We start from the raw sequence: 21,591 nt of genomic DNA, 5'->3' as shown, positions 1-21,591 counted from the left end.
GAACCTGCCGTCCGATCGTGCCGCGGCCGATGCGCTGCTGGACCTGTTCCTGCTGCAGAAGGCCATCTACGAGACCGGATACGAGCTGGGCAACCGCCCGGCCTGGGTCGGCATTCCGCTGGCGGGTATCCTGGAACTGCTGACGCAGGAGAACGCATGACCGATGTCGCATATCTGCCCGACGGGCTGACCTCCTCCGGGATCGAGGCGATCCTGCGCGGACAGCATCACGACCCGTTCGCGATCCTGGGTCCGCATGAAGGTCAGCTGCGGGTCTTTGCGCCGCAGGCCGCCGAGGTCCGCGCCCTGACCAATGACGGTGTGTTTCCGTTGGAACGGATCCACCCCGAGGGGTTCTTCTGCGGGCCCGGCCCGCAGGGGGCATACCGGTTGGCGATGCGGGCGGGCGATCATGAGTGGCAGGTGGGTGACCCCTATCGCTTTGGTCCCGTCCTGGGAGAGATGGACGAATACCTGCTGGCCGAGGGCAGCCACCGCCGCCTGTACGACAAGCTGGGTGCGCGTCCGATCACCCATCAGGGTGTCGCGGGCGTGGCCTTTGCGGTCTGGGCGCCCAATGCCCGGCGCGTCAGCGTGGTGGGCCATTTCAACGCGTGGGATGGCCGCCGCCACCCGATGCGCCGCCGTCTTGGCCCCGGCATCTGGGAGCTGTTCATCCCCGGCCTGACCACCGGAGAGGTCTACAAGTACGAGATCCTCAGCGCGCATGGCGAACGTCTGCCGCTCAAGGCGGACCCGGTCGGGTTCGCCCACCAGCAGTCGCCGGAAACCGCATCGGTCGTGCACGGTCTGCCCGATCACGACTGGCGCGACGGCGCATGGATGACCGAGCGCGCGCGCCGGCAGGACCGGCAGGCCCCGATCTCGATCTATGAGGTGCATCTGGGCTCCTGGCGCCGGGGCGGCGATGCCGAGATCCTGGATTATGACGCGATGGCCGATCTGCTGGTGCCCTATGTACAGCGCATGGCCTTTACCCATGTCGAATTCCTGCCGGTGGGCGAACATCCCTTTACCGGGTCGTGGGGCTATCAGCCCGTGGGCCTGTTCGCGCCCACCAGCAGGTTCGGGTCGCCCGAAGCGTTCGCGCGGCTGGTCGATCGCCTGCATCAGGCGGGCATCGGCGTCATCATGGACTGGGTGCCTGCGCATTTCCCGTCCGACGCGCATGGGTTGGCGGGGTTTGACGGCACGTCGCTGTATGAACATGCCGATCCGCGCCAGGGGTTCCATCAGGACTGGAACACGCTGATCTATAACTTCGGCCGCCGCGAGGTCGCCAATTTTCTGCAGGCCAGCGCGCTCTATTGGGTGGACAAGTTCCATGTCGACGCGCTGCGCGTCGATGCGGTGGCGTCGATGCTGTATCTGGATTATTCGCGCCAGCCCGGCGAATGGGTGCCCAACCGCCACGGCGGCAACCAGAACCTGGAGGCCATCGATTTCTTGCGCGAGGTCAACACCCGCGTCACCACCGACCACCCCGGCGCCATCACCATCGCCGAGGAATCGACCGCCTTTCCGATGGTCAGCCGACCCGTCGACCAGGGGGGCCTGGGCTTTGCGTTCAAGTGGAACATGGGCTGGATGAATGACACGCTGTCCTATTTCCGCCTTGACCCGATCCACCGTCAGCATCATCAGCACGACCTGACATTCGGTCTGGTCTATGCCTTCTCCGAGGATTTCGTCCTGCCGCTGAGCCATGACGAGGTCGTGCATGGCAAGGGATCGCTGATCCGCCAAATGGCCGGCGACCGCTGGCAGAAATTCGCGAACCTGCGGGCCTATTACGCCTTCATGTGGACCCATCCCGGCAAGAAGCTGTTGTTCATGGGCTGTGAATTCGCGCAGGATCGCGAATGGAACCACGACCAGTCGCTGGACTGGCACCTGCTGGACGACCCGATGCATGCGGGCGTGCAGGCGCTGGTCGCGGACCTGAACCGGCTGTACCGCGACACGCCCGCCCTGCACCGTCTGGACTGCGACCCCGATGGGTTCGAATGGATCGACAGCAGCGACACCGCGCAAAGCGTGCTGGTCTGGATGCGCAAGTCCGATGACGGCGCGCCCCCGGTCGTGGTCGTGTGCAACCTGACCCCCGTCGTGCGCGAGGATTACCGCATCGGCGTTCCGCTGCCCGGTGCGTGGCGCGAGGTGCTGAACAGCGACGATCCGACCTATGGCGGATCGGGTGTCGGCAACGCCGCGGTGCGCGACGCCGAACCGACGGTCTGGCACGGCCGCGACCAGTCGCTGAGCCTGACCCTGCCGCCGCTTGCGACCGTGGTTCTGATGCCGGTGAAGGCATGACCTCTGCCCGGCCGACAGGGGGCGACGGCGACCCCCTGCACGACCGCGCCCGCGCCTATGGCATCCAGCCGCAATACGATCTGGTCGGCGGCGCGGTCCACGACGCGCCGGACGACACGTTGCGCGGTCTGCTGGACGCGTTCGATGCGGACAACCTGCCTCCGCTGGAATCCGAGCCGCGCCTGACCGCACCCAAAGGGGCGCAGTGCCATGTGCCGGGGCAAGGGCGTCACTGGGGGATCGCGCTGCAGCTGTATCAGCTGCGCAGCGACCGGAACTGGGGCATCGGTGATTTCGGCGACCTGCAGGTGCTGGCGGGTCATGCCGCACAGGCGGGTGCGGCGTTTCTGGGTCTGAACCCGCTGCACGCGATGTTTCTGGCCGATCCGTCCCGGTGCAGCCCGTTCTCTCCGTCCAACCGGCGGTTCCTGAACCCGCTGTACCTGGCCGTTGACCGGGTGCCGGGCTTTCGCGCCGACATGGCCGATGGGGCGATGTTGGAGAATCTGCGCGACGCGGAGCTGGTCGACTATCCCGCCGTCGCTGCGGCCAAGCTGTCCGCCCTGCGCGCCATCTGGTCCGCGGGCGCGACCTTGCCGGACGCTTTCGTGGCCGAGGGCGGCGACGATCTGCGCCGCCATGCCCTGTTCGAGGTCGCGTCGGCGGCGATGGTCGATGCGGGCCACGGTGCCGGTTGGCTCAGCTGGCCCGACGCGTGGCGCGATGTCGACGGTGATGCCATGCGCCAGCTGGCAACGAACCGCGCCGACGACATCGCCTTTCACATGTGGCTGCAATATCTGTGCCAGTTGCAGTTGCAGGCTCTGCGCGACCGCTGTCGCGATCTGGGCATGGCGATCGGCCTCTATCTGGACTTCGCGGTCGGAGAGGCCGCGGACGGGTCCGGCAGTTGGGGCAGCGACATCGTGCTGCCCGACGTGCGCATCGGCGCGCCGCCGGATTACTTCAACGAACAGGGGCAGGACTGGGGTCTGGCGCCCTTGTCGCCCGTTGCCATGGCCGCGACGCGGGCGGCGCCGTTCCGCGACCTGATCCGGCATGCGACACAGCAGGCGGGCGCGCTGCGCATCGATCATGCGATGGGTCTGTGGCAGCTGTTCCTGATGCCGCAGGGGGCCGGGGCCGCCGACGGCACCTATGCCCGCTATCCGCTGGAGGACATGCTGTCCGCCCTGGCCGAGGCTTCCCTTCAGAACCAGACCACCATCATCGGAGAGGATCTGGGCAACGTCCCGCCGGGGTTCCGCGAGGTGATGGAGGCGTGCCGCATCCTGTCCTATCGGATCTTCTTCTTCGAACGCGGAAAGCACGGGTTCATCCCGCCCGCCGATTATCCGCGCGACGCGCTGGCCTGTTTGTCCACGCATGACCTGCCGACGTTTCGCGGCTGGTGGAAGGGCGACGACGTGGCACTGCGCCAGCGGTTCGGCTTCATCAGCGACGCCGCGGCGACCGAACAGCGTGATGCGCGCGACACGGAACGCGCCGACCTGTTGGCCGATCTGGTCGCAGCAGGGCTGCTGACGTCTGAGCGGGCGGCGGGGATCGACCCGGACGACGCACCCGGTGATCTGACAATCGCGGTGCATCGCCATCTGGCCACCGCGCCGTCACGCCTGTTCGCGGTCCGGCTGGAGGATCTGGCGGCAGAGCTGCATCCGGTCAACGTGCCCTCGACCGTCGACGAATATCCCAACTGGCGCCGCAAGCTGTCCATGCCGCTGGACAATCTGGTGGCCACGCCGCTGTTCCGCGATCTGACGGCGGGTCTGGCGTCGGAACGGCCGGTCCAGGCCGGGGGCGACTGAACCGGCAGAATTGGGGTGTGATCATTCGTCCTGAAGCGATTTCATCTCGTATTCCAGCATGAACGAGATGAACGACCGGATGACGACGATCGCCCCCAGCAGCAGGATGTTGGCAAGGCTGAGATGCAGGATGGTGCGGATCAGGTCCGCCACGATCAGCACCTCCAGCCCCGCCAGGATATGCCGGCCAAGCGCCAGCCGCCCGTGGTTCAGTTGATGGTCGCGCTCGTGCGCGTCGCGTTGCATGACGTCGCCCGACACGAAGCGCGTGGCGAACCGCATGACGCCCAGCAGAAGGATGCCGATCGCGAACAGCTCCAGCGCGATGACAATCCATTCCAGTCCGGCCGCCACAAGGCCCAGGTGGTCCGCCATGGAGGACATGGTGACATCAGTCATGGCGCGATGCTTTCGTCGGGGTGGCGTTGGGTCCATATGACGCGCCATGGCCGAATCGTCCCGCAGGACGGCCGCCATGCAGTTGGCCCCGTCCCTGATTGCTGCAGTATCCGTGGTCCATGTCCCACCCGTGTGTTGTCCCTGCGTCCCCGACGGTCTGGCGGCGCATGTCGGACGCGTACCAGCGCGGGCCCGCCGTTTGAACGGAAATCTGCGGTTGGTGTGCGTGCGGCTGGCCTTTGGCGCGCCATCTGCCCCGCCATGCGGACATGAAAAATCCCGGCATTCCTGCCGGGATCGATCCTGTCAGACGGTGCAGGCAAGGATCACTTGGCCTGTTCGCCGTGACCCTGCACGACCTGCGCATGCTGGACGACGGTCCAGTCCTCATGCGCCTTCTGCCGATAGACAGAGGTGCAGGCCGCGGTGAAGGTCGTGTCGCCCTTTTGGGCGGCGACCTCATAGCCGACCACGATCAGACCCTCCTGCGGGCGCGAGATGTGGCGGTTCGAAAAGGTCACCTCGTCCCATTCGGGCGTTCCGGTGACGGCTTCGACCGCGGCCTCGCCGTGGAACAGGTAGGGCGCGTGGCTGAGCGCCATGACGCATTCCGGGTCGACCGGTCATGATAACGCCCCTCTGATGCGCGCCAAAGGCTCTCTTCGAAATTCCAGACCCTGGTGTCATCCATCTTGTCGTCTCCCGTGTGCGTTCCCTCTCAACAGAGGGGATCGCAGGCGGTTCCCGAATGGGTGGCACAGTCTTGTGATGAGGGGGCTGCGGAAGGGGTCAGCACTGGGAGGCATCGTGACCGGAACCTGCGGTCCCCGTGCAGGGGACCGTTCCGCGCATCATGATTTCGGGAAGGTAAACAACCGGGGAAAGAACTTACAACAAAACCACTCAACGTCCCCGGTTGTTAAGTACCTTATGACTGAAGTTGATTGATCAGTCAGCCTATCTCTTTCGACAGGGTCGGACCATTTTCGATCCGGCGAAAAGAGGGGGAGATCGACCCCCGGAAACGGGACCGGGGGCCGACGCAGGTGCTGGGTCCACCCGCCTAATGAAGGCTGAGAGGAGAGGGAACTCGCTGACCAAGCAAGACCTGCACCTTCGTTCTACGGGCGCTGTCCGGAAAAGTTTCAACCTTGGACGGCGACATTGCGATGGGCGCAACCCTACAGGGACAGATCCTCTATGATCTCGGCGCGGACGCCTTTCAGCGGATCGTCCTCGGTGTGCTCAAGAACATAGTCATAGGCGGCCTCATGGCTGTCGAAGGCCATCGGAGCCTCGGTCGCGGTAAAGGCGCTGCCTGTCCGGGACAGCTTCAGATGCGGCGCGGCACCCAGGGCAATGACGAATTTCTGCATCTTTCTCTCTCCGCTGCGGCATGACGGGTGGCGGCGCGCGTGGCCGTGGCCGCCGCACCTGTTCCGCAACGCGCGCCGGGTCGAAATGGCACCGGAATGGCTTGCCCCTGCCGTCACGCGGTCGGCACGGTCCCTCCATCGATCACGTATTCCGTCCCGGTGATGCTGGCCGCGCGGTCGGAGGCGAGGAAGGCGATCAGGCTTGCGACCTCCCCGGGTTGCGACGGGCGGCCAAGGGGGATGCCGCCAAGGCTGTCCATGATGATCCGCCGACCGCCGTCCAGATCCGTGCCCGCATCCGCCGCCACCCGTTCGGCCAGCCGGACCGAGGCCTCGGTCTCGATCCATCCGGGCGCCACGCGCACCACGCGCACGCCCTTGGGCGCGACCTCCTTGGACAGGCTTTTGCTGTAGACCGACAGGGCGGCCTTGGCGCTTGCATAGGCGGTCGTGGCATCGGGCAGGGGCAGCAGCGCCTGGATCGAGGTGACGTGGACCACCACGCCCGATCCTTGGGCGACCATGCCGGGCACCAGCGCCCGGTCCAGCCGCAGCGCGGGCAGCAGGTTCAGGGCCAGTTCCGCCTGCCATTCCGCCTCTCCCAAGGCCGCAAAGCCGCCACCGGGGGCGGAGGATCCGCCCAACATGTGCACGATGATGTCGACGCCGCCCATCCGGTCCTGCACGGCGGCGGCGACGGTTTCGCATCCGGGCAGGGTGGTCAGGTCGGCAGCGATGAACAGGTCGTCCGGCAGGGCGGCGGGCCTGCGCGCCGTGGTCAGCACGCGCGCGCCAAGGTCGCGGAACAACGCCACCGTGGCCGCGCCCGCGCCTGCGTGCCGCCGGTGATCAGGGTGCGCTTACCCTGCAGCGTCAGGAACCCGGTCATCCGCCGATCTCCAGCGCGGTGACGCGGTCATCCGCCAGCACAAAGGCAAAGCGCAGCACGGCGGGGCTGCCGGGAAAATCGCCGGTGACGGTGGCCCGGACGACCGTCCTGTCATCGGTCTGCGTCGTGTCGATCGGCTCGGCATGGTGGTGGTACCTGGCCTTGGCGGCCAGCCACCAGTCGCGGATCTGCTGTGGGCCGCGATGGTCGCGGCCTTCGTCACGGACGACGGCGTCGGGGGCAAAGGCGGCGGCCAGCGCGTCGCCATCCTGCGGCGCGCGGGCGGTGAAATAGGTCCGGATGGGGGGCGGCAACTGCATGGGACGGTCCTTTCGGTTCTGATGCCCCTAATATAGCGCTGGACGGTCATGCGGATAATCAGGATAGATCGGCATCTGCTGATGACAGGATCGGGACAATGAAGGCGGGACAATGGACGGGGGGCTGAAGGCGCTGGAGGCCGTGCTGGCCATCGCGCGGCGCGGGTCGTTCCGGGCTGCGGCGCTGGATCTGGGCATCTCGACGACCGCGCTGTCCCACAACATCGCGCGGCTGGAGGCCACGCTTGGCGTACGCCTGTTCAACCGCACCACCCGCAGCGTGTCGCTGAGCGATGCGGGCCGCGCCTTTGTCGAACGCATCGGCCCCGCCGTGGCCGAGATCCGTATCGCCATGGATACCGCGCAGTCACAGCGCCTGACGCCGTCGGGCCTGCTGCGCATCAACGCCTAGGTCCAGGCGGGCAGAGAGATCGCGCCGCTGGTCCTGGCCTTCCTGCGCCGGTTTCCCCAGATGCAGGTCGATCTGGTCACCGAAGGGCGGCTGGTCGACATCGTGGCCGAGGGGTTCGACCTGGGCCTGCGCCCCGCCGACCTGGTGCCGCGTGACATGATCGCCCTGCCCGTGGGGCGGCCACAGCGCCATGCCGTCGTTGCGTCGCCGGACTGGATCGCGGCGCATGGCACGCCCGCGACGCCGGCCGACCTGCCGCTGACGGATTGCATCCGGGTGCGGCTGCCCAACGGCGCGCTGCTGCGCTGGCCGTTCCAGCGCGGCGCCGAGGTGGTGCAGATCGAGGCCCAGGGCCGCCTGACCCTGGACGAGGCTGCCATCGCCCGCGCCGCCGTGCTGGACGGTGCGGGCATCGGGTTCTTCATCGAACAGGACGTGGCCGACGACATCGCCGCCGGGCGGCTGGTACGGCTGCTGGACGACTGGACCCCGACCCGGGCTGGCTTCAGCCTGTACTATCCGGGTCGGCGCAACCCGTCGGCGGGGTTTTCGGCGTTTCTGGCGATGGTCCGCGACGCGGCGCGTGCGTGACGGTCCGCGGTTCTATCGCGGCCGCAGCCCGTCCAGGAACACGTCCAGCAGCAGGCCGGCCCGCGTCGGATCGGCCCCCGGACCATAGCTGAGGCTGAGCAGGACGCGGATGAGATCGTCCGCGGTGACCGTGCCGCGGACCTGGCCCACAGCCACCGCCCGGTCGCGCAGCCCGCCCACGGCGGCCAGCATCCGCGCCGACTGTTCGGTGAAGAACGGCGCGTCCTTGTCCAGCACCGGGGCCAGCGCTGCGACCATGCCCCGTTTCGTGGCCATCATGTCCAGCGCGGCATGCATCCAGACGGCCAGGTCGTCGGCGCGGGCCAGCGCCTCCAGCGCCTCGACCTCACGCGCATAGACGGCCTGGAACAGCGCCTCGCGGGTGGGGAAATGGCGGTACAGCGTCGCGATGCCCAGGCCCGCATGGCGCGCCACGGCCTCCAGGCTGGCGGCATCGCTGCGAAAGACCTCGCGCGCGGCGGTCAGAAGGCGGTCGCGGTTGCGGGCCTGATCGGCACGCGGCTTGCGCGCAATTGGCGTGTCTTCGCCCATTCCCGGCCCTCTCCTCCAACGGTCTTGTGAAACGGAGGGTGCCTCCGTATGGTGGTGCCATGGCCGCTTCCGGCCCGACTTCCCGATAGCTTATCGCCAACGAGGGAAAGATGACACAGACCCTGAACCTGACGATCAACGGAACCGCCCGGGCCATCGCCCTGGACGACCCCCGCGCGACGCTGCTGGACGTCCTGCGCGAACGGATCGGCCTGACCGGCACCAAGAAGGGCTGCGACCGCGGCCAGTGCGGCGCCTGCACCGTGCTGATCGACGGGCGGCGCATGAACGCCTGCCTGGCGCTGGCGCTGTCTCATGACGGGGCCAGCATCACCACGGTCGAGGGCCTGGCCCAAGGCTGCGACCTGCACCCCGTGCAGGCGGCCTTCATCCGCCATGACGGGTTCCAGTGCGGCTATTGCACGCCGGGCCAGATCATGTCGGCCATAGCCCTGATCGCCGAGGGCGAGGCCGGGCTGGACCCCGAACGCGTCCGCGAGGGGATGAGCGGCAACCTGTGCCGCTGCGCCGCCTATGCCGGCATCACCGAGGCCGTGCTGGACGCGACCCGGACGATGAAGGGGAACGCGGCATGAACCTGTTCGAATACACCCGCGCCGACACGCTGGAGGCCGCGGTCGGCGCAGACGGCGCGATCCTGGCCGGCGGGACGAACCTGCTGGACCTGATGAAGATCGGCGTCGCCACCCCGTCGCGGCTGGTCGACATCACCCGCCTTCCGTTGCGCGGGATCAAGGACCATGACGGAGGCCTGCGCATCGGCGCGATGGTCAGTAATGCCGATCTGGCCCGCGACCCGCGCATCCTGGCCCGCTTTCCCGCCGTGGCCGAGGCGCTGCTGTCCGGGGCATCCCCGCAGCTGCGCAACGCCGCCAGCACGGGCGGCAACGTGATGCAGGCCACGCGCTGCAGCTATTTCCAGGACCCCCTGTCGCCCTGCAATCGCCGCGTGGCCGGGTCGGGCTGTTCCGCGATCGGCGGCGTGACGCGCAACCATGCGGTCCTGGGCTGGTCCGACGCCTGCATCGCGACGCATCCGTCCGACCTGTGCGTGGCGCTGGCGGCCTTCGACGCGGTGGTCGAAATCGCGGGCCCCACCGGGACACGCAGCGTGCCGATGGCCGAATTCCACCCGCTGCCCGATGCGGTCGGCGTGCCGCCCGCGCTGGCGGCCGGAGAGGTGATCACCGATGTCACCCTGCCCGATCCCGGCGGCATGGCCCGCCACGCCCGCTATGTGAAGCTGCGCGAGCGGACGTCCTATGCCTTTGCCATCGTCTCGGCTGCGGCGGGGGTTCACGTGGCGGATGGCCGGATCGTGGCCGCCCGGCTGGCCCTTGGCGGCGTGGCCGCCCGTCCGTGGCGTGCCCATGCCGCCGAGGCCGCCCTGATCGGCCAGCCGCGTCCGTGGACGCCTTTGCCCATGCCGCCGCGCTGGCCCTGCAGGGTGCCGCGCCGTCCGGCGACAATGCCGCCAAGATCGTGCTGGCACAGCGCATCGCGGTGCGTGCGCTGACGCTGGCAGCTTTGGGCACACCCGACCGGATGCCCGCGCTGCCCGCCTCTGTCTTCGAAGGAGAGTTCCATGACTGACATGACCACCGGTCAACAGCACGTGCGCTTGGGCTCGAACGCGGGACAGCCGATGACCCGGCGCGACGGGGTGCTGAAGGTGACGGGCCAGGCGCCCTATGCCGCCGATCTGCGCCCCGAGGGCGTGCTGTACGCCGTCACCGCAGTCGCGGGCATCGCGCGCGGCACGGTCGAACACCTGGACACGGCGGCGGCCATGGCGCATCCGGGCGTGGTCCGGGTCTATACCCCCGCGAACCGTCCAGCCCTGGCGGTGCATCCCGACACCAAGATCCACGGCTTTGCCTGGCGGACCGAGGCGCTGCAGGACGATACCGTCCGCTATGCCGGACAGCCCATCGCGCTGGTCGTGGCCGAGACGCTGGAGGCCGCCACCGAGGGCGCGCGCCTGCTGAACCCGCGATATCGCACCGATCCGCCGCGGATCGGGCTGGACGGCAATGCGCCTTACGCCCCGGAAGCCGTCAGCATCGGCCGCCCGCCATCGCTGGAGACGGGCGACATGGACGCTGCGCGCGCAGGAGCCGCCCATCACCTGGAGACCGTGATCGAGACCGCGGCCCAGTACCACAACGCCTTGGAACCCCATGCCATCACCGCCCAGTGGTTCGGCGACCGGCTGGAGATCGACACCCCGAACCAGGCCATCGGCCTGGCCAAGCAAAGCTTTGCGGCCTATCTGGGCATCGATCCGGCACAGATCGTGATCCGCAGCCCGTTCTTGGGCGGCGGTTTCGGGTCCAAGGCCATCCTGTACGGCGCGCAGTTGATGGTGGTGCTGGCGGCCAGAGACCTGGACCGGCCCGTCAAGCTGGCCTTGCGGCGCGACCAGATGTACGGCCCGGTCGGCCACCGTCCCGCCACGCGCCAGACGCTGCGGCTGGACCTGGACGACCAGGGGCACATCATGGCGCTGGATCACCACACGCTGGCCGTCGCCTCCAGCTTCGACGATTTCATCGAAAGCGCGTCGAACGCCTCGCACAGCGTCTATGCCACGACCGCGATGCGCACGACCCACAGCGCGGTGCGCGCGGATACCGGCACGCCCGGACCGATGCGCGCGCCCGGAGAGCGCCGGGGTCGGCCGCGCTGGAGGTCGCCATCGACCAGGCCGCCCACGCGATGGGCATGGACCCGCTGGCCTTCCGGCTGCTGAACTATGCCGAGACCGACCCGGCGACGGGGATGGCGTTCTCGTCCAAGGCCCTGCGCGAATGCTATGCGCAGGCGGCAGAGCTGTTCGGATGGGCGGACCGCCCGTTGGCGCCGCGGCAGATGCGCCAGGGGCGGCTGCTCAAGGGCTGGGGCATGGGCACGGCGCAGTTTCCCTGCCCGATGTTCCAGGCGGCGGCTCATGCGACCCTGCGCGCCGATGGCAGTGCGGTGGTCGAAACCTCGGCCGCGGATATGGGGCAGGGGGCCTGGACTTCGCTGGCCCAGATCGCCGCCGACGGATTGGGCATCGATGTGGACCGGCTGGAGTTCCGGTCGGGCCATTCGGACCTGCCCGATGCGGGCGTTGCGGGCGGGTCGGGCCACACGGCCACGGCGGGCACCGCGCTGTTCAACGCGGGCGCCGATACGGTGCGGCAACTGGCCGACATCGCCACGAACGATCCCGGATCACCGCTGTTCGGGGCGGGCAACGCGGGCGTCACCGCGCGCGGCGGTCGCCTGTACCGCAACGACGACGACAGCCGCAGCGAGGCCTATGAGGATATCCTGGCCCGCGCCGGGCTGGACCTGCTACGCGGAGAGGGCAAGGGCGCCCGAGAGGGCGAACCCGAACGGGCCATGTTCTCTCATGGCGGCGTCTTTGCCGAGGTTCTGGTCGATCCGGATCTGGGCCAGATCCGCGTCAGCCGGCTGGTCGGGGCCTTTGCCGCCGGGCGCATCGTGAACCCGCATCTGGCGCGCAGCCAGCTGTTGGGCGGGATGATCTGGGGCATGGGCTTTGCCCTGCACGAAGAGGCGATGCACGACCCGCGCACGGGGCGGTTCACCAACAACGACCTTGCCGGGTATCACATCCCGGTCAATGCCGATGTCCCGTTCATCGAGGCGCTGACGGTCCACGAGGACGACAGCTTCGTGAACGCGCTTGGCATCAAGGGCGTCGGAGAGTTGGGGGTCACGGGAACGGTGGGCGCCATCGCCAATGCCGTCTGGCACGCGACCGGCATCCGCCCGCAGCGGTTCCCGATCCACCCCGAAAGCCTGATCTGACGCGGTCGCCGGCCCCCGACAGGGGCCGGCCAGCAGATCAGTTCGCCTTGACGGCGGGCAGGTCGATGTTGATTTCCAGGCTGGACATGTTGTCGCCCCGCTCCATGCGGACGTCGACATCCTTGTCGCCGATCGGCACGTGCTTGCGGATCGCCGCGACGATGTCGCGCTGCAGCATCGGCAGGTAATCCGCCTCGGCGGAACCGCTGCTGCTGCGTTCATGCGCCAGAAGGATCTGCAGGCGGTCCTTGGCGGTCTGTGCCGTCGCGGGCGGGTGCTTCTTGCGGCCAAATCCGAACAGGTTCATGACGCCCGCCCGAACAGACGCTGGAACAGGCCGGGGCGGCGTTCGCCCTGGATGCGCATCTCGACCTGGGTGCCGGTCAGGCGGCTGACCGCGTCGTTATAGGCCTGGGACGCTGCGGACGGTCCGTCCAGCGTGACGGGCGTGCCGACGTTCGATGCCTTCAGGATCGCCTTGCTCTCGGGGACGACGCCCAGCAAGGGGACGGCCAGGATTTCCAGCACGTCGTCGACGGTCATCATCTCTCCGCGGTCGACACGCTCCTGGTCATAGCGGGTGATCAGGACCTGCGCCTTGATCGGCTCGGCGCCCTGGGTCTCGGCGCGCTTGGTCTGGCTGCTCAGCAGGCCCAGAACGCGGTCGCTGTCGCGGACCGAGGACACTTCGGGGTTGGTCACGACCACGGCCTCGTCGGCGAAATACATCGCCATCTGGGCGCCATGCTCGATGCCCGCCGGGCTGTCGCAGACGATATAGTCGAAATCGGCCTTCAGCTCGGTCAGGACCTTCTCGACGCCCTCCTTGGTCAGGGCGTCCTTGTCGCGGGTCTGCGACGTGGGCAGAATCGACAGCGTGTCGACCCGCTTGTCCTTGATCAGCGCCTGCTTCAGCTTGGCGTCGCCCTGGATGACGTTGATGAAATCGAACACCACCCGGCGTTCGCAGCCCATCGTCATGTCCAGGTTGCGCAGGCCCACGTCGAAATCGATGACGACGGTGCGAAAGCCCTTCTTGGCCAGCGCGGCCGAGATGGCCGCCGACGACGTCGTCTTGCCCACGCCGCCCTTGCCCGACGTGATCACGATGACCCGCCCAAGGGGCGGGTTGGTCTTGGGTTCTGTCGTCATGCGATCACCTCCATGCAAAGTTTTTCATCCTTGAGATATATGTGCGTGCAGCGTTGGAGGGCCGCCGCATCCAGCGTCTCGCTGGTCTGGTACAGGCCCGCGATGGCCACCAGTTCGGCGCTGAGGTTCTGGCAAAAGATATGCGCGCCCTCGTCCCCGTGGCATCCGGCCATCGCGCGGCCGCGCAGGGTGCCATAGACATGGATATTGCCCGACGCCACCAGTTCGGCGCCCGATGCGACCGACCCGATGATCGTCAGGTCGCCATGTTCGGCCACCACCCGCTGTCCGGACCGGACCGGCGCGTGGATGACCTTGTTCTGGACCGGGGGCGGCACGTCGGCGGCCGGTGCGGCACCGGACGCCGCGGCGGCGTTGCGCGGCAGCGGCGCGTCGCGCCCCGTGGTGACCGGGATCAGCCCGTGCCGATCCAGCATCGCGTCGTCCATGCCATGCGCGTTCTGCACGCCAAAGACCCGCAATTCGCGGTTGCGCAGATGCGCCAGCAGGTCGCCGATGCGGTCGCCCTCGCGCAGGCCGGGGGCGTTGGCCAGGTCCAGCACCATCGGCGCGCCGGCAAAGAACTGCGGCGTCGTGCGCAGCTGTTCGTCCAGCTGGGCATAGAAGGCGTCGTCCGGGCTGTCACGATCGATGCGAAGAACAAGCGCGGTCAGGAATCGGCCGCGCACCTGAAAGGCGGCTACGGTTGCCGGCGCGCGATCGTGCCGGTTCCGGGCGTATCGTTGTGACACGTCGAGGCTGCTCCTGCTCTGGGGCGGGTCGCGATTCGGTGCCGCGCCGCTTTTGTTGAACCTCCTCTTTCACGAACTGGCGGACAAAGGAAGAATCCCCGCGCATTTTCAGCAGGAACCCGCCGTTGGTCCGGGTCAGCGCAGGGCAATCGGGGTGTTTCAGGCCGACCTGCCGGTCGCCATGCGCGGGGGCCGTGCCCGTCGCGCATGGCCGCTGCCGTCAGATGCGCGCCTGCTGGCGCAGGGTGCGGACCTGTTCGGCGGTCAGATAGCGGCTGTCCGCCATGCCGTTGTCGCCCTGCCAGCGGCCGATGGCGCTGCGGGTCGACGGGCCGAATGCCCCGTCGGCGCGCCCGTTCAGATAGCCCAGGCTGATCAGCTGGCGCTGGATCGCCACGCGTTCGTCGCGGGTCAGACCCAGCAGCTCCTCGTCGATGGCGGCCGCGCGGTTTTCGGTCGGGGTCGGGTCGCGGCCGGCGGCATCGCTTTGCAGCGACCGCAGCTGGGCCGCGGTGACATAGCCGGTCACCCGCTCGCCGGTGTCGCGCTGCCACATGCGGATCGCCTCGCGCGTGCCGGTGCCGAACAGACCGTCCGCGCCCTTGGGGTCATAGCCAAGCGCGATCAGGTCGCGCTGGATCTGCACGCGCCGGCTGCGCGACAGGCCAAGGTCCAGTTCGGCCTGCGCTGCCGACGAGGCCGGATCGGCGGGGGTCGGTCGGACGCGGCGGCGCCTGCTGCAGCGTGCGGGCCTGGTTGGCGTTCAGATAGCCGTTGCCCGGAAGCTGTCGGGAATCCTGCCACGCGGCGATGGCCCGTCGCGTGCCCGACCCGAAATCGCCGTCGATCCCCGACCGATAGAAGCCAAGCGTCGCCAGCCGCCGCTGGATCGCCATCCGGCTGGATCGCGATAGGCCCAGATTGGCCTCCGCCCGGGCGGCGTTGTTTTCCGCGATGGGCGCCCCGCCCTGGTTCGACAGCCGCTGCCGGGCTTCGCGGGCATGGCGACCGTTCGGATAGGCCTCAAGGTATTGCCGATAGGCCGCCGGGGACCCGTTCTCGACCACGCCCTGCCACAGCGACGTTTCCTGCGCGGCCTGCTGCTGTTCCAGCAGAGTCTTGGCGATCGTGCCGACCATGTCGCCCAGGTCGTTCTGCGCCATGGCACCCTGGCCCGACAGGGCCATCGTGCCGGCCAGCATCGTGGTTATGATAAAGCGTCGCATCAGTTCAGTCCTTCCCGCGCGGATCAAAGCCGTGTCCTCAACGTGCGTGATACCCGAATTATTCCCAAAGCAATCGGCGAACCGGCGGAATAAACCAGATGTGTCCGATTGTGTCGGCAAGGGCCGGGCATCGGCGCGTCATGCCGCCTTGACCCGGCCGCCCCGCCGGCGACACTGCATCGACCTGCGCAGAATGGAGATCACCGCCATGAAGACCCTTGCCACCGCCCTTCTGACGACCCTGGCGCTTGCCATGCCGGGTGCGGCCCAGCAGGCGACAGATCATTCGGGCCATGCGGACATGGCGATGCCCGCCGATACGCCCGCGACGGCGGCCTATCGCGAGGCGATGACCCGGATGCACGCCGATATGGACGTCGACTATACCGGTGATGCGGATGTGGATTTCATGCGCGGCATGATCCCCCACCACCAGGCGGCCATCGACATGGCCCGCATCGTTCTGGAGCACGGAACCGACCCCGAGGTCCGCGCCCTGGCCCAGGACGTCATCGCCGCGCAGGAGACCGAGATCGCGATGATGCAGGCCTGGCTGGCCCAGCACGATGAATGAAGGGCCTTGAACGGCCAGACGGCGCCGCGGTCAGCTGGCCTGATCGCCCGACTGGAACCCTGCAATCACCTGTGCGCCGGTCTTTTCGACTGTCGTCACGGCCAGCTGAGCCAAAGGGCGACGTTCGTCGACAAACACCTGCTGGGCCACGGCAAAGTCGCCGGTCGGCTGGAATAGGCCCGCCACCATGGACATCGTGTTCTGCGGAATGACGTGGGACCACCCGTTGCTGCCGCATCGGCTGCAGAACGCGCGCTTCGCCCAGTCCGATGACAGATCACAGGTGACATGGTCCATGCGGACCGGGCGTCTTGAGCCGAACCGTATCACGATCGGAGCCGTTGGTCAGGCAAAGACCGCCGCTGTCGTTGAGGGGCCGTCGGCTATCGCCCTGCGTCCGGACCGACCGAGATCGCGAGGGCCTTGGCCTTGCTGCGCCACAGGATGAACAGGCCGGACAGCACGATCAGGCCCGACCCGATCAGCATTCCCACCGTCAGCGTCTCGTCGAACAACGCGATGCCCAGGGCCGCGCCGAAAAGCAGCCGCGTGTAACGGAACGGGGTCACGGCCGACACGTCGCCGGTGCGCATCGCCTTCATCAGGCAGGAATAGGCGCCGATGCCGATCAGGACGGTCGCCGACAGCAGCAGGGCGGCGCGCGCATCGGGCATCACGAACCCTTGCCCCTGCCACAGGGAAAACAGCAGACCGGCCGCGGCCAGGGCCAGAAAGCCGTACAGGCCCAGGATCGCGGTGCTGAGGCTGCGCGGCGCCGCGCGGCTGGCCAGATCGCGTCCCGCAAAGCCCAGCATCCCGATCACCGCCAGCAGCGACAGGGCCGAAAACCCCTCGGTCCCCGGACGCAGGATGATCAGAACGCCCAGCAGGCCCAGGGCGATGGCGGTCCACCGCCGCCAGCCCACACGTTCGCCAAAGATCAGGGCGGCGCAGGCCACCACCACCAGGGGCGTCGCCTGCAGGATCACGGTCGCCGTGGACAGCGGGATCAGCGCCAGCGCCAGCACATAGAACAGCCGCCCCGTGATCTCGAAGAACACCCGGACGCGCATTGCCCGCGACAGTACGTCCGGCGTCATCAGCGCATCGCCCTGCGCGCGTGCGATGGCCGCAAAGATCGCCGCGCCGCCCAGACCGAACAGGACCATGATCTGTCCGACGGGCAGCAGGTCGGCCACCGCCTTGACTAGCGCATCCTCGACCGCAAAGGCCGCCATGGCGACGATCATCCAGCCCGCGCCGATGGCGTTCAGCCGAGAGGTGGTGTCCGTCTTCAACATCGTCGTCCCCGCGGCTGTCCTGTCCCCTGCGCATAGGCGTCCCGGACCCGGTGCGCAAACCCATTGCGGTCGCACGCCACGGTCGCGGCGGGAACGGAACCGGAACATGGCTGTCGCGTTAACCATGCTGAAACATGAAAGGCTGTTCCCCATGGACGATACCGACCCGAAATCCAATCCCGTCGACAATGCTGAAAAAGACCCCTCGACCTGGGTCAGCGGCGACGACCCGATGACCGGCGCGCAGGCTTCGTATCTCAAGACGCTGAGCGAGCAGGCGCATCAGCCGGACGCCTATGACGAAAGCATCAGCAAGGCCGAGGCGTCGACCCGCATCGACGCGCTGAAGGCCAAGCTGGATCTGGAATGACATTGCGCTGCGGGCCCGACGGCGGCCCGCAGCCTGACCCGGCCTGTCGCGTTCGTGTGTGAACAACCGGGGCCCCGTCGCGTTCGTGGCTGACCTTCCCCTTCTGATCGGACTTTTCAGTGCCCCTTCGCATTCTGGTCGTCGCCAGCGAGACCAAGGACCAACGTGCCGAACGGCGCCGCTATGCCGATACCGCATCCCACGAAAGCTATGCCATTGCGCTCAAGGTCTTGCGGGACGATCTTGAGATCGATTCGATCTCTTGCGTCGATGGCGGATCGCAGATGTCGCTGCGTGATCTGGGGCGGTTCGACGGCATCGTCTTTCCCGGCTCGCCGATCCAGATGCATCATGACAGTGACGAGACTCGCAGGGCTGCGTCGTTCATGCGCCTTGTCTTTGATTCCGGAACGCCGTCCTTCGGGTCCTGCGCGGGGCTGCAGATCGCCGCGGTGGCCGCCGGTGGCACGACCGGTCCGCGACAGCCGGGCATCGAGGCGGCGCTGGCCCGCAACATCATGACCACCGATGACGGCAGGGGTCACCCGATGCTGGCCGGGCGCCCGCCCGTCTGGACCGCCCCCGCGATGCATTCCAGCGTCGTCACCGCCCTGCCGCCCATGGCGCGGGTGCTGGCCCGCAACGCCGACACGCCGGTCGAGGCGGCGGAGATCCGGCACGGCAACGGCGTCTTCTGGGGCGTGCAGTACCACCCGGAAATCAGCTTGGCCGAAGTCGCGGCCTCGCTGCGACGGCAGGCATCGGACCTTGTCGACGAGGGGCTGGCCGCCAGCATCAAGGCCGTCGAGGATCACGCCGACAAGTTGCAGGCGCTGAGCGACGACCCCTCCCGCCGCGATCTGGCGTGGCAATTGGGCGTGGATGATCAGGTGACGGACACCGCCAACCGCATGCGCGAGATCGGCAATTTCCTTGCCGCGCTGGATGGGGATACGTTGCGGCGCTGACGCCGGACGGTGACCCGGAATATCGGGACCGGTTGCCGCGGTGCGGAACGACGCTCAGAGACGGGCGTTGGCCCCCGAACCAAAGCCATTCGGACCCGAATTCCATGCCAGACAAATTGCACACTCCCCTTGCCATCGTGACCGGCGCCGATTCCGGCATCGGACGGGCCACCGCCATAGCGCTGGCCAAGGCGGGGCACGACCTGTTGATCACCTATCGTTCGGACGAGGACGGTGCCGCGGAAACGGTCGCCAAGGTCAAGGAAACAGGGCGCCATGCGCGCTATGCGCATTGCGATCAGAGCGTGCCGGACGAGATCGAGGCGCTGTTCGCGGATCTGGATGATCAGGGCATCGCCGCCCGCGTGCTGATCAACAACGCGGGCATCGACGCCAGCGGCACGCCCGCATCGCGCATGACGGATGACGACTGGCTGAAGACGATCGCCACGGACCTGACCGGCCCGTTCATGCTGTGCCGCGCCTTTGCCACCCGCGCCATCAAGGCCGGCAACGGCGGTCGGATCATCAATGTCAGCTCGATCCACGAGGATACGCCGCGCATCGGATCGGCAGCCTATGACGCGGCCAAGGGCGGGCTGCGGATGCTGACCAGGACGCTGGCGCTGGAACTGGCAGGCGACGCGATCACCGTGAACAACGTGGCGCCCGGCATGATCCTGACCCCGATCAATCAGGCGGCCAAGGACGATGCCGACCTGCGCCGGAAGATGGAAAAGAACATCCCGCTTGGCCGCGCCGGAGAGCCGCACGAGGTCGCGGACCTGATCGCCTTTCTGGCGTCGGACGCGGCGGGCTATGTGACCGGGCAAAGCTTCTTCATCGATGGCGGACTGTCGATCAATCTGGGGCAGGGGGCCTGATGCCGCGCGACGCTGCGGGCTATCTGCCGTTGTCGGACTATGCGGCCCTTGGCGACGGCCGAGGCGCGGCGTTGTCGGGTGCGGACGGGGGCATCGACTGGTGGTGCGTGCCGAACATGGACAGCCCGCCGCTGTTCGATCGCCTGCTGACCGGCCACGACCCGTTGGAGAATGGCGCACAGGGCGGCCATTTCACGATCACCCCGCAGGGGGCGTTCACCGCCACCCGCCGCTATCGCCCCGACAGCAACGTGCTTGAGACGCGGTTTCAGACCGATGACGGCGTGGCGGTGTTGACCGAAAGCCTGAACAGTTCTACCGCGGGGCGCCTGCCTTGGGCGGAGTTGGCACGGCGCATCCAGGTGCTGGAAGGGCGGATGGGGTTCGACATCGTCCTGCAGCTGGGGCACCGGTCGGGCAAGCGCAGCCCCTATATGGCCAAGCGCGGCCCGTACGAGACGTTCCATGTCGGATCGGTGCTGGGCCTGTTCCTGCACGGCGAACAGCTGCGGATCGACCATCGCGGCGACGACCGGGTCGAGGCGCAGCTGTGCCTGACCGAAGGCCAGTCCGAGGTCATCGCCATCGTCGCCGGCGCGAACGAGCCGATGGTCGTGCCGCCCTTGGCCGATATCGACGCCCGCATCGATCTGTCCGACCAGGAATGGCGCGACTGGTGCGCGCTGATCGCGCGGGACCTGCCCGACCGCGACTTCCTGTTGCGGCAGGCGCTGGCGCTGAAGCTGCTGCTTTATGCACCCAGTGGGGCGATCGCGGCGGCGGCGACGACCTCGCTGCCCGAACGGATCGGGGGCGACAAGAACTATGACTATCGCTTTGCCTGGGTGCGGGACGCGGGCTACGTCATCGAATCCTTCCTGCATCTGGGGATCATGGCCGAGGCCAAGGCCGCGCTGACCTGGCTGCTGAACCAGCTGTGCGCGCATGGCGCCAAGGTCTGCTTTTCGCTGGACGGCGGCGTCGAGGAGGACATGGAGGAGATCCCCGTTCCCGGCTATCGCGGATCGCGCCCGGTCCTGTCGGGCAACCGCGCGGCGCGCCAGCATCAGCACGGCATCTATGGCGACATCTTCGAGACGGTGTCGGCATTCGTCCGCGCGGGCGGCCTGATCGACGCCCGCAGCGCCGAGACCCTGTCGCACCTGGCCGATGAATGCGCCGACCGCTGGAAGCAGAAGGACAGCGGCATCTGGGAATTGCCCGAGCTGGAGCATTACACGATGTCCAAGATCAGCTGCTGGCAGGCCCTGAACCGCGCGGTCGAACTGGCCGATGCAGGCCAACTGCCCACCACCTGCCGCGATCGCTGGAGCCGCGAGCGCGCCCGCATCGCCGCCTGGATCGACGCGCATTGCTGGGACAAGGGGATGGGCGCCTATGTCATGCATCCCGGCACCACGCGGCTGGACGCGGCGCTGATCCTGGCGGTGCGGTTCGATTACGACGGCCACGACCGGTTGCGCAGCACGCTGGACGCGATCGATGCGCAGCTGGGCGCGGGCGGGCATCTGCATTACCGCTACACCGGGATGGACGCCGAGGAGGGGTGCTTTCTGGCCTGTTCCTTCTGGATGGTCGAGGCGCGTGTCCTGCTGGACCAGCGCGACAAGGCGGAGGCCCTGATGTCGGGGCTGCGCACACGCATCGGCGACGCGCCGGGCATTTTGCCCGAGATGATCGACCCGGACAGCGGCGAATGGCTGGGCAACATGCCCCAGGGCCTCAGCCATCTGGCGGCGTTGCAGGCCAGCCTGGCCCTGTCGCGGGGCGCGTCCTGAAAGTTTACAGGCAGCCC

General features: G+C 67.9%; 24 protein-coding genes and 1 pseudogene. 12 read left to right on the top strand and 13 right to left on the bottom strand.

Translation table 11 applies throughout. The annotated features are described in order from the left end of the window. Nucleotides 1-156: 156 nt before the first annotated feature. Both glgB and malQ read left to right on the top strand, forming a co-directional pair. Nucleotides 157-2,337, top strand: coding sequence for a 1,4-alpha-glucan branching protein GlgB (gene glgB, locus TY51_RS09225; protein ID WP_042248685.1), 2,181 nt, complete (start codon nucleotides 157-159; stop codon nucleotides 2,335-2,337). Next, nucleotides 2,334-4,166 (top strand): 4-alpha-glucanotransferase, encoded by a 1,833-nt coding sequence (malQ, locus tag TY51_RS09220; RefSeq protein WP_042248683.1) that lies wholly within the window; start codon nucleotides 2,334-2,336, stop codon nucleotides 4,164-4,166. The genes glgB and malQ overlap by 4 nt, the downstream gene beginning before the upstream one ends. 21 nt (nucleotides 4,167-4,187) lie before the next feature. Here the strand turns inward: malQ and TY51_RS09215 are convergent, their stop codons facing one another. From TY51_RS09215 to TY51_RS09195, 5 genes are all read right to left on the bottom strand, one after another. Then, nucleotides 4,188-4,565, bottom strand: coding sequence for a DUF1622 domain-containing protein (locus tag TY51_RS09215; RefSeq protein WP_052649989.1), 378 nt, complete (start codon nucleotides 4,563-4,565; stop codon nucleotides 4,188-4,190). A gap of 326 nt (nucleotides 4,566-4,891) precedes the next feature. Beyond that, complete coding sequence (locus TY51_RS09210; protein ID WP_197054707.1) at nucleotides 4,892-5,167, bottom strand: hypothetical protein; 276 nt, start codon at nucleotides 5,165-5,167, stop codon at nucleotides 4,892-4,894. A 579-nt stretch (nucleotides 5,168-5,746) separates the two neighbouring features. Beyond that, nucleotides 5,747-5,941 (bottom strand): hypothetical protein, encoded by a 195-nt coding sequence (locus TY51_RS09205; RefSeq protein ID WP_042248680.1) that lies wholly within the window; start codon nucleotides 5,939-5,941, stop codon nucleotides 5,747-5,749. Nucleotides 5,942-6,054: 113 nt separating this feature from the next. Next, nucleotides 6,055-6,756 (bottom strand): SDR family oxidoreductase, encoded by a 702-nt coding sequence (locus TY51_RS09200; RefSeq protein WP_231558987.1) that lies wholly within the window; start codon nucleotides 6,754-6,756, stop codon nucleotides 6,055-6,057. A gap of 70 nt (nucleotides 6,757-6,826) precedes the next feature. Next, complete coding sequence (locus TY51_RS09195; RefSeq protein ID WP_042248677.1) at nucleotides 6,827-7,150, bottom strand: nuclear transport factor 2 family protein; 324 nt, start codon at nucleotides 7,148-7,150, stop codon at nucleotides 6,827-6,829. Between the two features lie 112 nt (nucleotides 7,151-7,262). Here TY51_RS09195 and TY51_RS09190 point away from each other — a divergent pair. Further along, a pseudogene (locus TY51_RS09190) lies at nucleotides 7,263-8,153 on the top strand (LysR family transcriptional regulator). 12 nt (nucleotides 8,154-8,165) lie between these two features. Here TY51_RS09190 and TY51_RS09185 read toward each other — a convergent pair. After that, a complete protein-coding gene (locus TY51_RS09185) occupies nucleotides 8,166-8,705 on the bottom strand; it encodes a TetR/AcrR family transcriptional regulator (RefSeq protein ID WP_042248674.1) in 540 nt (179 codons plus the stop codon). 110 nt (nucleotides 8,706-8,815) lie between these two features. Here TY51_RS09185 and TY51_RS09180 point away from each other — a divergent pair, with 110 nt between their 5' ends. From TY51_RS09180 to TY51_RS23360, 4 genes are all read left to right on the top strand, one after another. Then, on the top strand, nucleotides 8,816-9,301 hold the full coding sequence (locus tag TY51_RS09180; RefSeq protein WP_042248671.1) for a (2Fe-2S)-binding protein: 486 nt from the start codon (nucleotides 8,816-8,818) through the stop codon (nucleotides 9,299-9,301). Beyond that, nucleotides 9,298-10,242: a xanthine dehydrogenase family protein subunit M gene (locus tag TY51_RS09175; RefSeq protein WP_231558986.1), complete on the top strand. Its 945-nt coding sequence runs from the start codon at nucleotides 9,298-9,300 to the stop codon at nucleotides 10,240-10,242. Before TY51_RS09180 ends, TY51_RS09175 begins: the two co-directional genes overlap by 4 nt. A gap of 69 nt (nucleotides 10,243-10,311) precedes the next feature. After that, the gene (locus tag TY51_RS23365; protein ID WP_231558985.1) at nucleotides 10,312-11,478 is read left to right on the top strand and encodes a xanthine dehydrogenase family protein molybdopterin-binding subunit; all 1,167 of its coding nucleotides are present in this window, start codon (nucleotides 10,312-10,314) and stop codon (nucleotides 11,476-11,478) included. Further along, a complete protein-coding gene (locus tag TY51_RS23360; protein ID WP_231558984.1) occupies nucleotides 11,451-12,548 on the top strand; it encodes a xanthine dehydrogenase family protein molybdopterin-binding subunit in 1,098 nt (365 codons plus the stop codon). Before TY51_RS23365 ends, TY51_RS23360 begins: the two co-directional genes overlap by 28 nt. A gap of 37 nt (nucleotides 12,549-12,585) precedes the next feature. Here the strand turns inward: TY51_RS23360 and minE are convergent, their stop codons facing one another. The 5 genes from minE to TY51_RS20245 form a co-directional block, all read right to left on the bottom strand. Further along, nucleotides 12,586-12,855, bottom strand: a complete 270-nt coding sequence (gene minE / locus TY51_RS09165) for a cell division topological specificity factor MinE (protein ID WP_042248668.1) — start codon at nucleotides 12,853-12,855, stop codon at nucleotides 12,586-12,588. Continuing rightward, nucleotides 12,852-13,700, bottom strand: a complete 849-nt coding sequence (gene minD, locus TY51_RS09160) for a septum site-determining protein MinD (protein ID WP_042248665.1) — start codon at nucleotides 13,698-13,700, stop codon at nucleotides 12,852-12,854. The genes minE and minD overlap by 4 nt, the downstream gene beginning before the upstream one ends. Next, nucleotides 13,697-14,389 (bottom strand): septum site-determining protein MinC, encoded by a 693-nt coding sequence (gene minC, locus TY51_RS09155; RefSeq protein ID WP_231558983.1) that lies wholly within the window; start codon nucleotides 14,387-14,389, stop codon nucleotides 13,697-13,699. Before minC ends, minD begins: the two co-directional genes overlap by 4 nt. 283 nt (nucleotides 14,390-14,672) lie before the next feature. Then, nucleotides 14,673-15,098 (bottom strand): peptidoglycan-binding protein, encoded by a 426-nt coding sequence (locus TY51_RS09150; RefSeq protein ID WP_081994829.1) that lies wholly within the window; start codon nucleotides 15,096-15,098, stop codon nucleotides 14,673-14,675. Beyond that, nucleotides 15,061-15,678 (bottom strand): peptidoglycan-binding protein, encoded by a 618-nt coding sequence (locus TY51_RS20245; RefSeq protein WP_052649987.1) that lies wholly within the window; start codon nucleotides 15,676-15,678, stop codon nucleotides 15,061-15,063. The genes TY51_RS09150 and TY51_RS20245 overlap by 38 nt, the downstream gene beginning before the upstream one ends. Before the next feature lie 208 nt (nucleotides 15,679-15,886). Between TY51_RS20245 and TY51_RS09140 the strand changes: the two genes are divergently transcribed. Beyond that, nucleotides 15,887-16,252: a DUF305 domain-containing protein gene (locus TY51_RS09140; protein ID WP_081994836.1), complete on the top strand. Its 366-nt coding sequence runs from the start codon at nucleotides 15,887-15,889 to the stop codon at nucleotides 16,250-16,252. Between the two features lie 30 nt (nucleotides 16,253-16,282). On the opposite strand, the gene TY51_RS22615 is transcribed toward TY51_RS09140, so the two are convergent. Continuing rightward, nucleotides 16,283-16,441 carry a hypothetical protein gene (locus TY51_RS22615; RefSeq protein WP_197054706.1) on the bottom strand — a complete coding sequence of 53 codons (159 nt, stop codon included), beginning with the start codon at nucleotides 16,439-16,441 and terminating at the stop codon, nucleotides 16,283-16,285. A 194-nt stretch (nucleotides 16,442-16,635) separates the two neighbouring features. Then, nucleotides 16,636-17,553 carry a DMT family transporter gene (locus tag TY51_RS09130; protein WP_231558982.1) on the bottom strand — a complete coding sequence of 306 codons (918 nt, stop codon included), beginning with the start codon at nucleotides 17,551-17,553 and terminating at the stop codon, nucleotides 16,636-16,638. 151 nt (nucleotides 17,554-17,704) lie between these two features. On the opposite strand from TY51_RS09130, the gene TY51_RS09125 reads away from it, so the two are divergent. From TY51_RS09125 to TY51_RS09110, 4 genes are all read left to right on the top strand, one after another. Further along, nucleotides 17,705-17,923 carry a DUF3072 domain-containing protein gene (locus tag TY51_RS09125; protein WP_042248693.1) on the top strand — a complete coding sequence of 73 codons (219 nt, stop codon included), beginning with the start codon at nucleotides 17,705-17,707 and terminating at the stop codon, nucleotides 17,921-17,923. 119 nt (nucleotides 17,924-18,042) lie between these two features. Further along, on the top strand, nucleotides 18,043-18,891 hold the full coding sequence (locus tag TY51_RS09120) for a type 1 glutamine amidotransferase (protein WP_042248651.1): 849 nt from the start codon (nucleotides 18,043-18,045) through the stop codon (nucleotides 18,889-18,891). A 104-nt stretch (nucleotides 18,892-18,995) separates the two neighbouring features. Next, nucleotides 18,996-19,775, top strand: a complete 780-nt coding sequence (locus tag TY51_RS09115; RefSeq protein ID WP_042248648.1) for an SDR family oxidoreductase — start codon at nucleotides 18,996-18,998, stop codon at nucleotides 19,773-19,775. After that, nucleotides 19,775-21,574 (top strand): glycoside hydrolase family 15 protein, encoded by a 1,800-nt coding sequence (locus tag TY51_RS09110; protein ID WP_042248645.1) that lies wholly within the window; start codon nucleotides 19,775-19,777, stop codon nucleotides 21,572-21,574. Before TY51_RS09115 ends, TY51_RS09110 begins: the two co-directional genes overlap by 1 nt. Nucleotides 21,575-21,591: the final 17 nt, after the last annotated feature.

Origin of the sequence: Paracoccus sp. PAMC 22219 (genome assembly GCF_000787695.1) — a bacterium.
GTDB lineage: Bacteria > Pseudomonadota > Alphaproteobacteria > Rhodobacterales > Rhodobacteraceae > Paracoccus.
Note: the sequence above shows the minus strand (reverse complement) of the source record. Positions and strands in the feature narration are given on the sequence as shown.

Coding starts and splice junctions, on each gene's coding strand:
- glgB (WP_042248685.1), top strand. CDS start 157: ATGACCGATGTCGCATATCTGCCCGACGGGCTGACCTCCTCCGGGATC.
- malQ (WP_042248683.1), top strand. CDS start 2,334: ATGACCTCTGCCCGGCCGACAGGGGGCGACGGCGACCCCCTGCACGAC.
- TY51_RS09215 (WP_052649989.1), bottom strand. CDS start 4,565: ATGACTGATGTCACCATGTCCTCCATGGCGGACCACCTGGGCCTTGTG.
- TY51_RS09210 (WP_197054707.1), bottom strand. CDS start 5,167: ATGGCGCTCAGCCACGCGCCCTACCTGTTCCACGGCGAGGCCGCGGTC.
- TY51_RS09205 (WP_042248680.1), bottom strand. CDS start 5,941: ATGCAGAAATTCGTCATTGCCCTGGGTGCCGCGCCGCATCTGAAGCTG.
- TY51_RS09195 (WP_042248677.1), bottom strand. CDS start 7,150: ATGCAGTTGCCGCCCCCCATCCGGACCTATTTCACCGCCCGCGCGCCG.
- TY51_RS09185 (WP_042248674.1), bottom strand. CDS start 8,705: ATGGGCGAAGACACGCCAATTGCGCGCAAGCCGCGTGCCGATCAGGCC.
- TY51_RS09180 (WP_042248671.1), top strand. CDS start 8,816: ATGACACAGACCCTGAACCTGACGATCAACGGAACCGCCCGGGCCATC.
- TY51_RS09175 (WP_231558986.1), top strand. CDS start 9,298: ATGAACCTGTTCGAATACACCCGCGCCGACACGCTGGAGGCCGCGGTC.
- TY51_RS23365 (WP_231558985.1), top strand. CDS start 10,312: ATGACTGACATGACCACCGGTCAACAGCACGTGCGCTTGGGCTCGAAC.
- TY51_RS23360 (WP_231558984.1), top strand. CDS start 11,451: ATGGACCCGCTGGCCTTCCGGCTGCTGAACTATGCCGAGACCGACCCG.
- minE (WP_042248668.1), bottom strand. CDS start 12,855: ATGAACCTGTTCGGATTTGGCCGCAAGAAGCACCCGCCCGCGACGGCA.
- minD (WP_042248665.1), bottom strand. CDS start 13,700: ATGACGACAGAACCCAAGACCAACCCGCCCCTTGGGCGGGTCATCGTG.
- TY51_RS20245 (WP_052649987.1), bottom strand. CDS start 15,678: ATGCGACGCTTTATCATAACCACGATGCTGGCCGGCACGATGGCCCTG.
- TY51_RS09140 (WP_081994836.1), top strand. CDS start 15,887: ATGAAGACCCTTGCCACCGCCCTTCTGACGACCCTGGCGCTTGCCATG.
- TY51_RS22615 (WP_197054706.1), bottom strand. CDS start 16,441: ATGGTGGCGGGCCTATTCCAGCCGACCGGCGACTTTGCCGTGGCCCAG.
- TY51_RS09130 (WP_231558982.1), bottom strand. CDS start 17,553: ATGTTGAAGACGGACACCACCTCTCGGCTGAACGCCATCGGCGCGGGC.
- TY51_RS09125 (WP_042248693.1), top strand. CDS start 17,705: ATGGACGATACCGACCCGAAATCCAATCCCGTCGACAATGCTGAAAAA.
- TY51_RS09115 (WP_042248648.1), top strand. CDS start 18,996: ATGCCAGACAAATTGCACACTCCCCTTGCCATCGTGACCGGCGCCGAT.
- TY51_RS09110 (WP_042248645.1), top strand. CDS start 19,775: ATGCCGCGCGACGCTGCGGGCTATCTGCCGTTGTCGGACTATGCGGCC.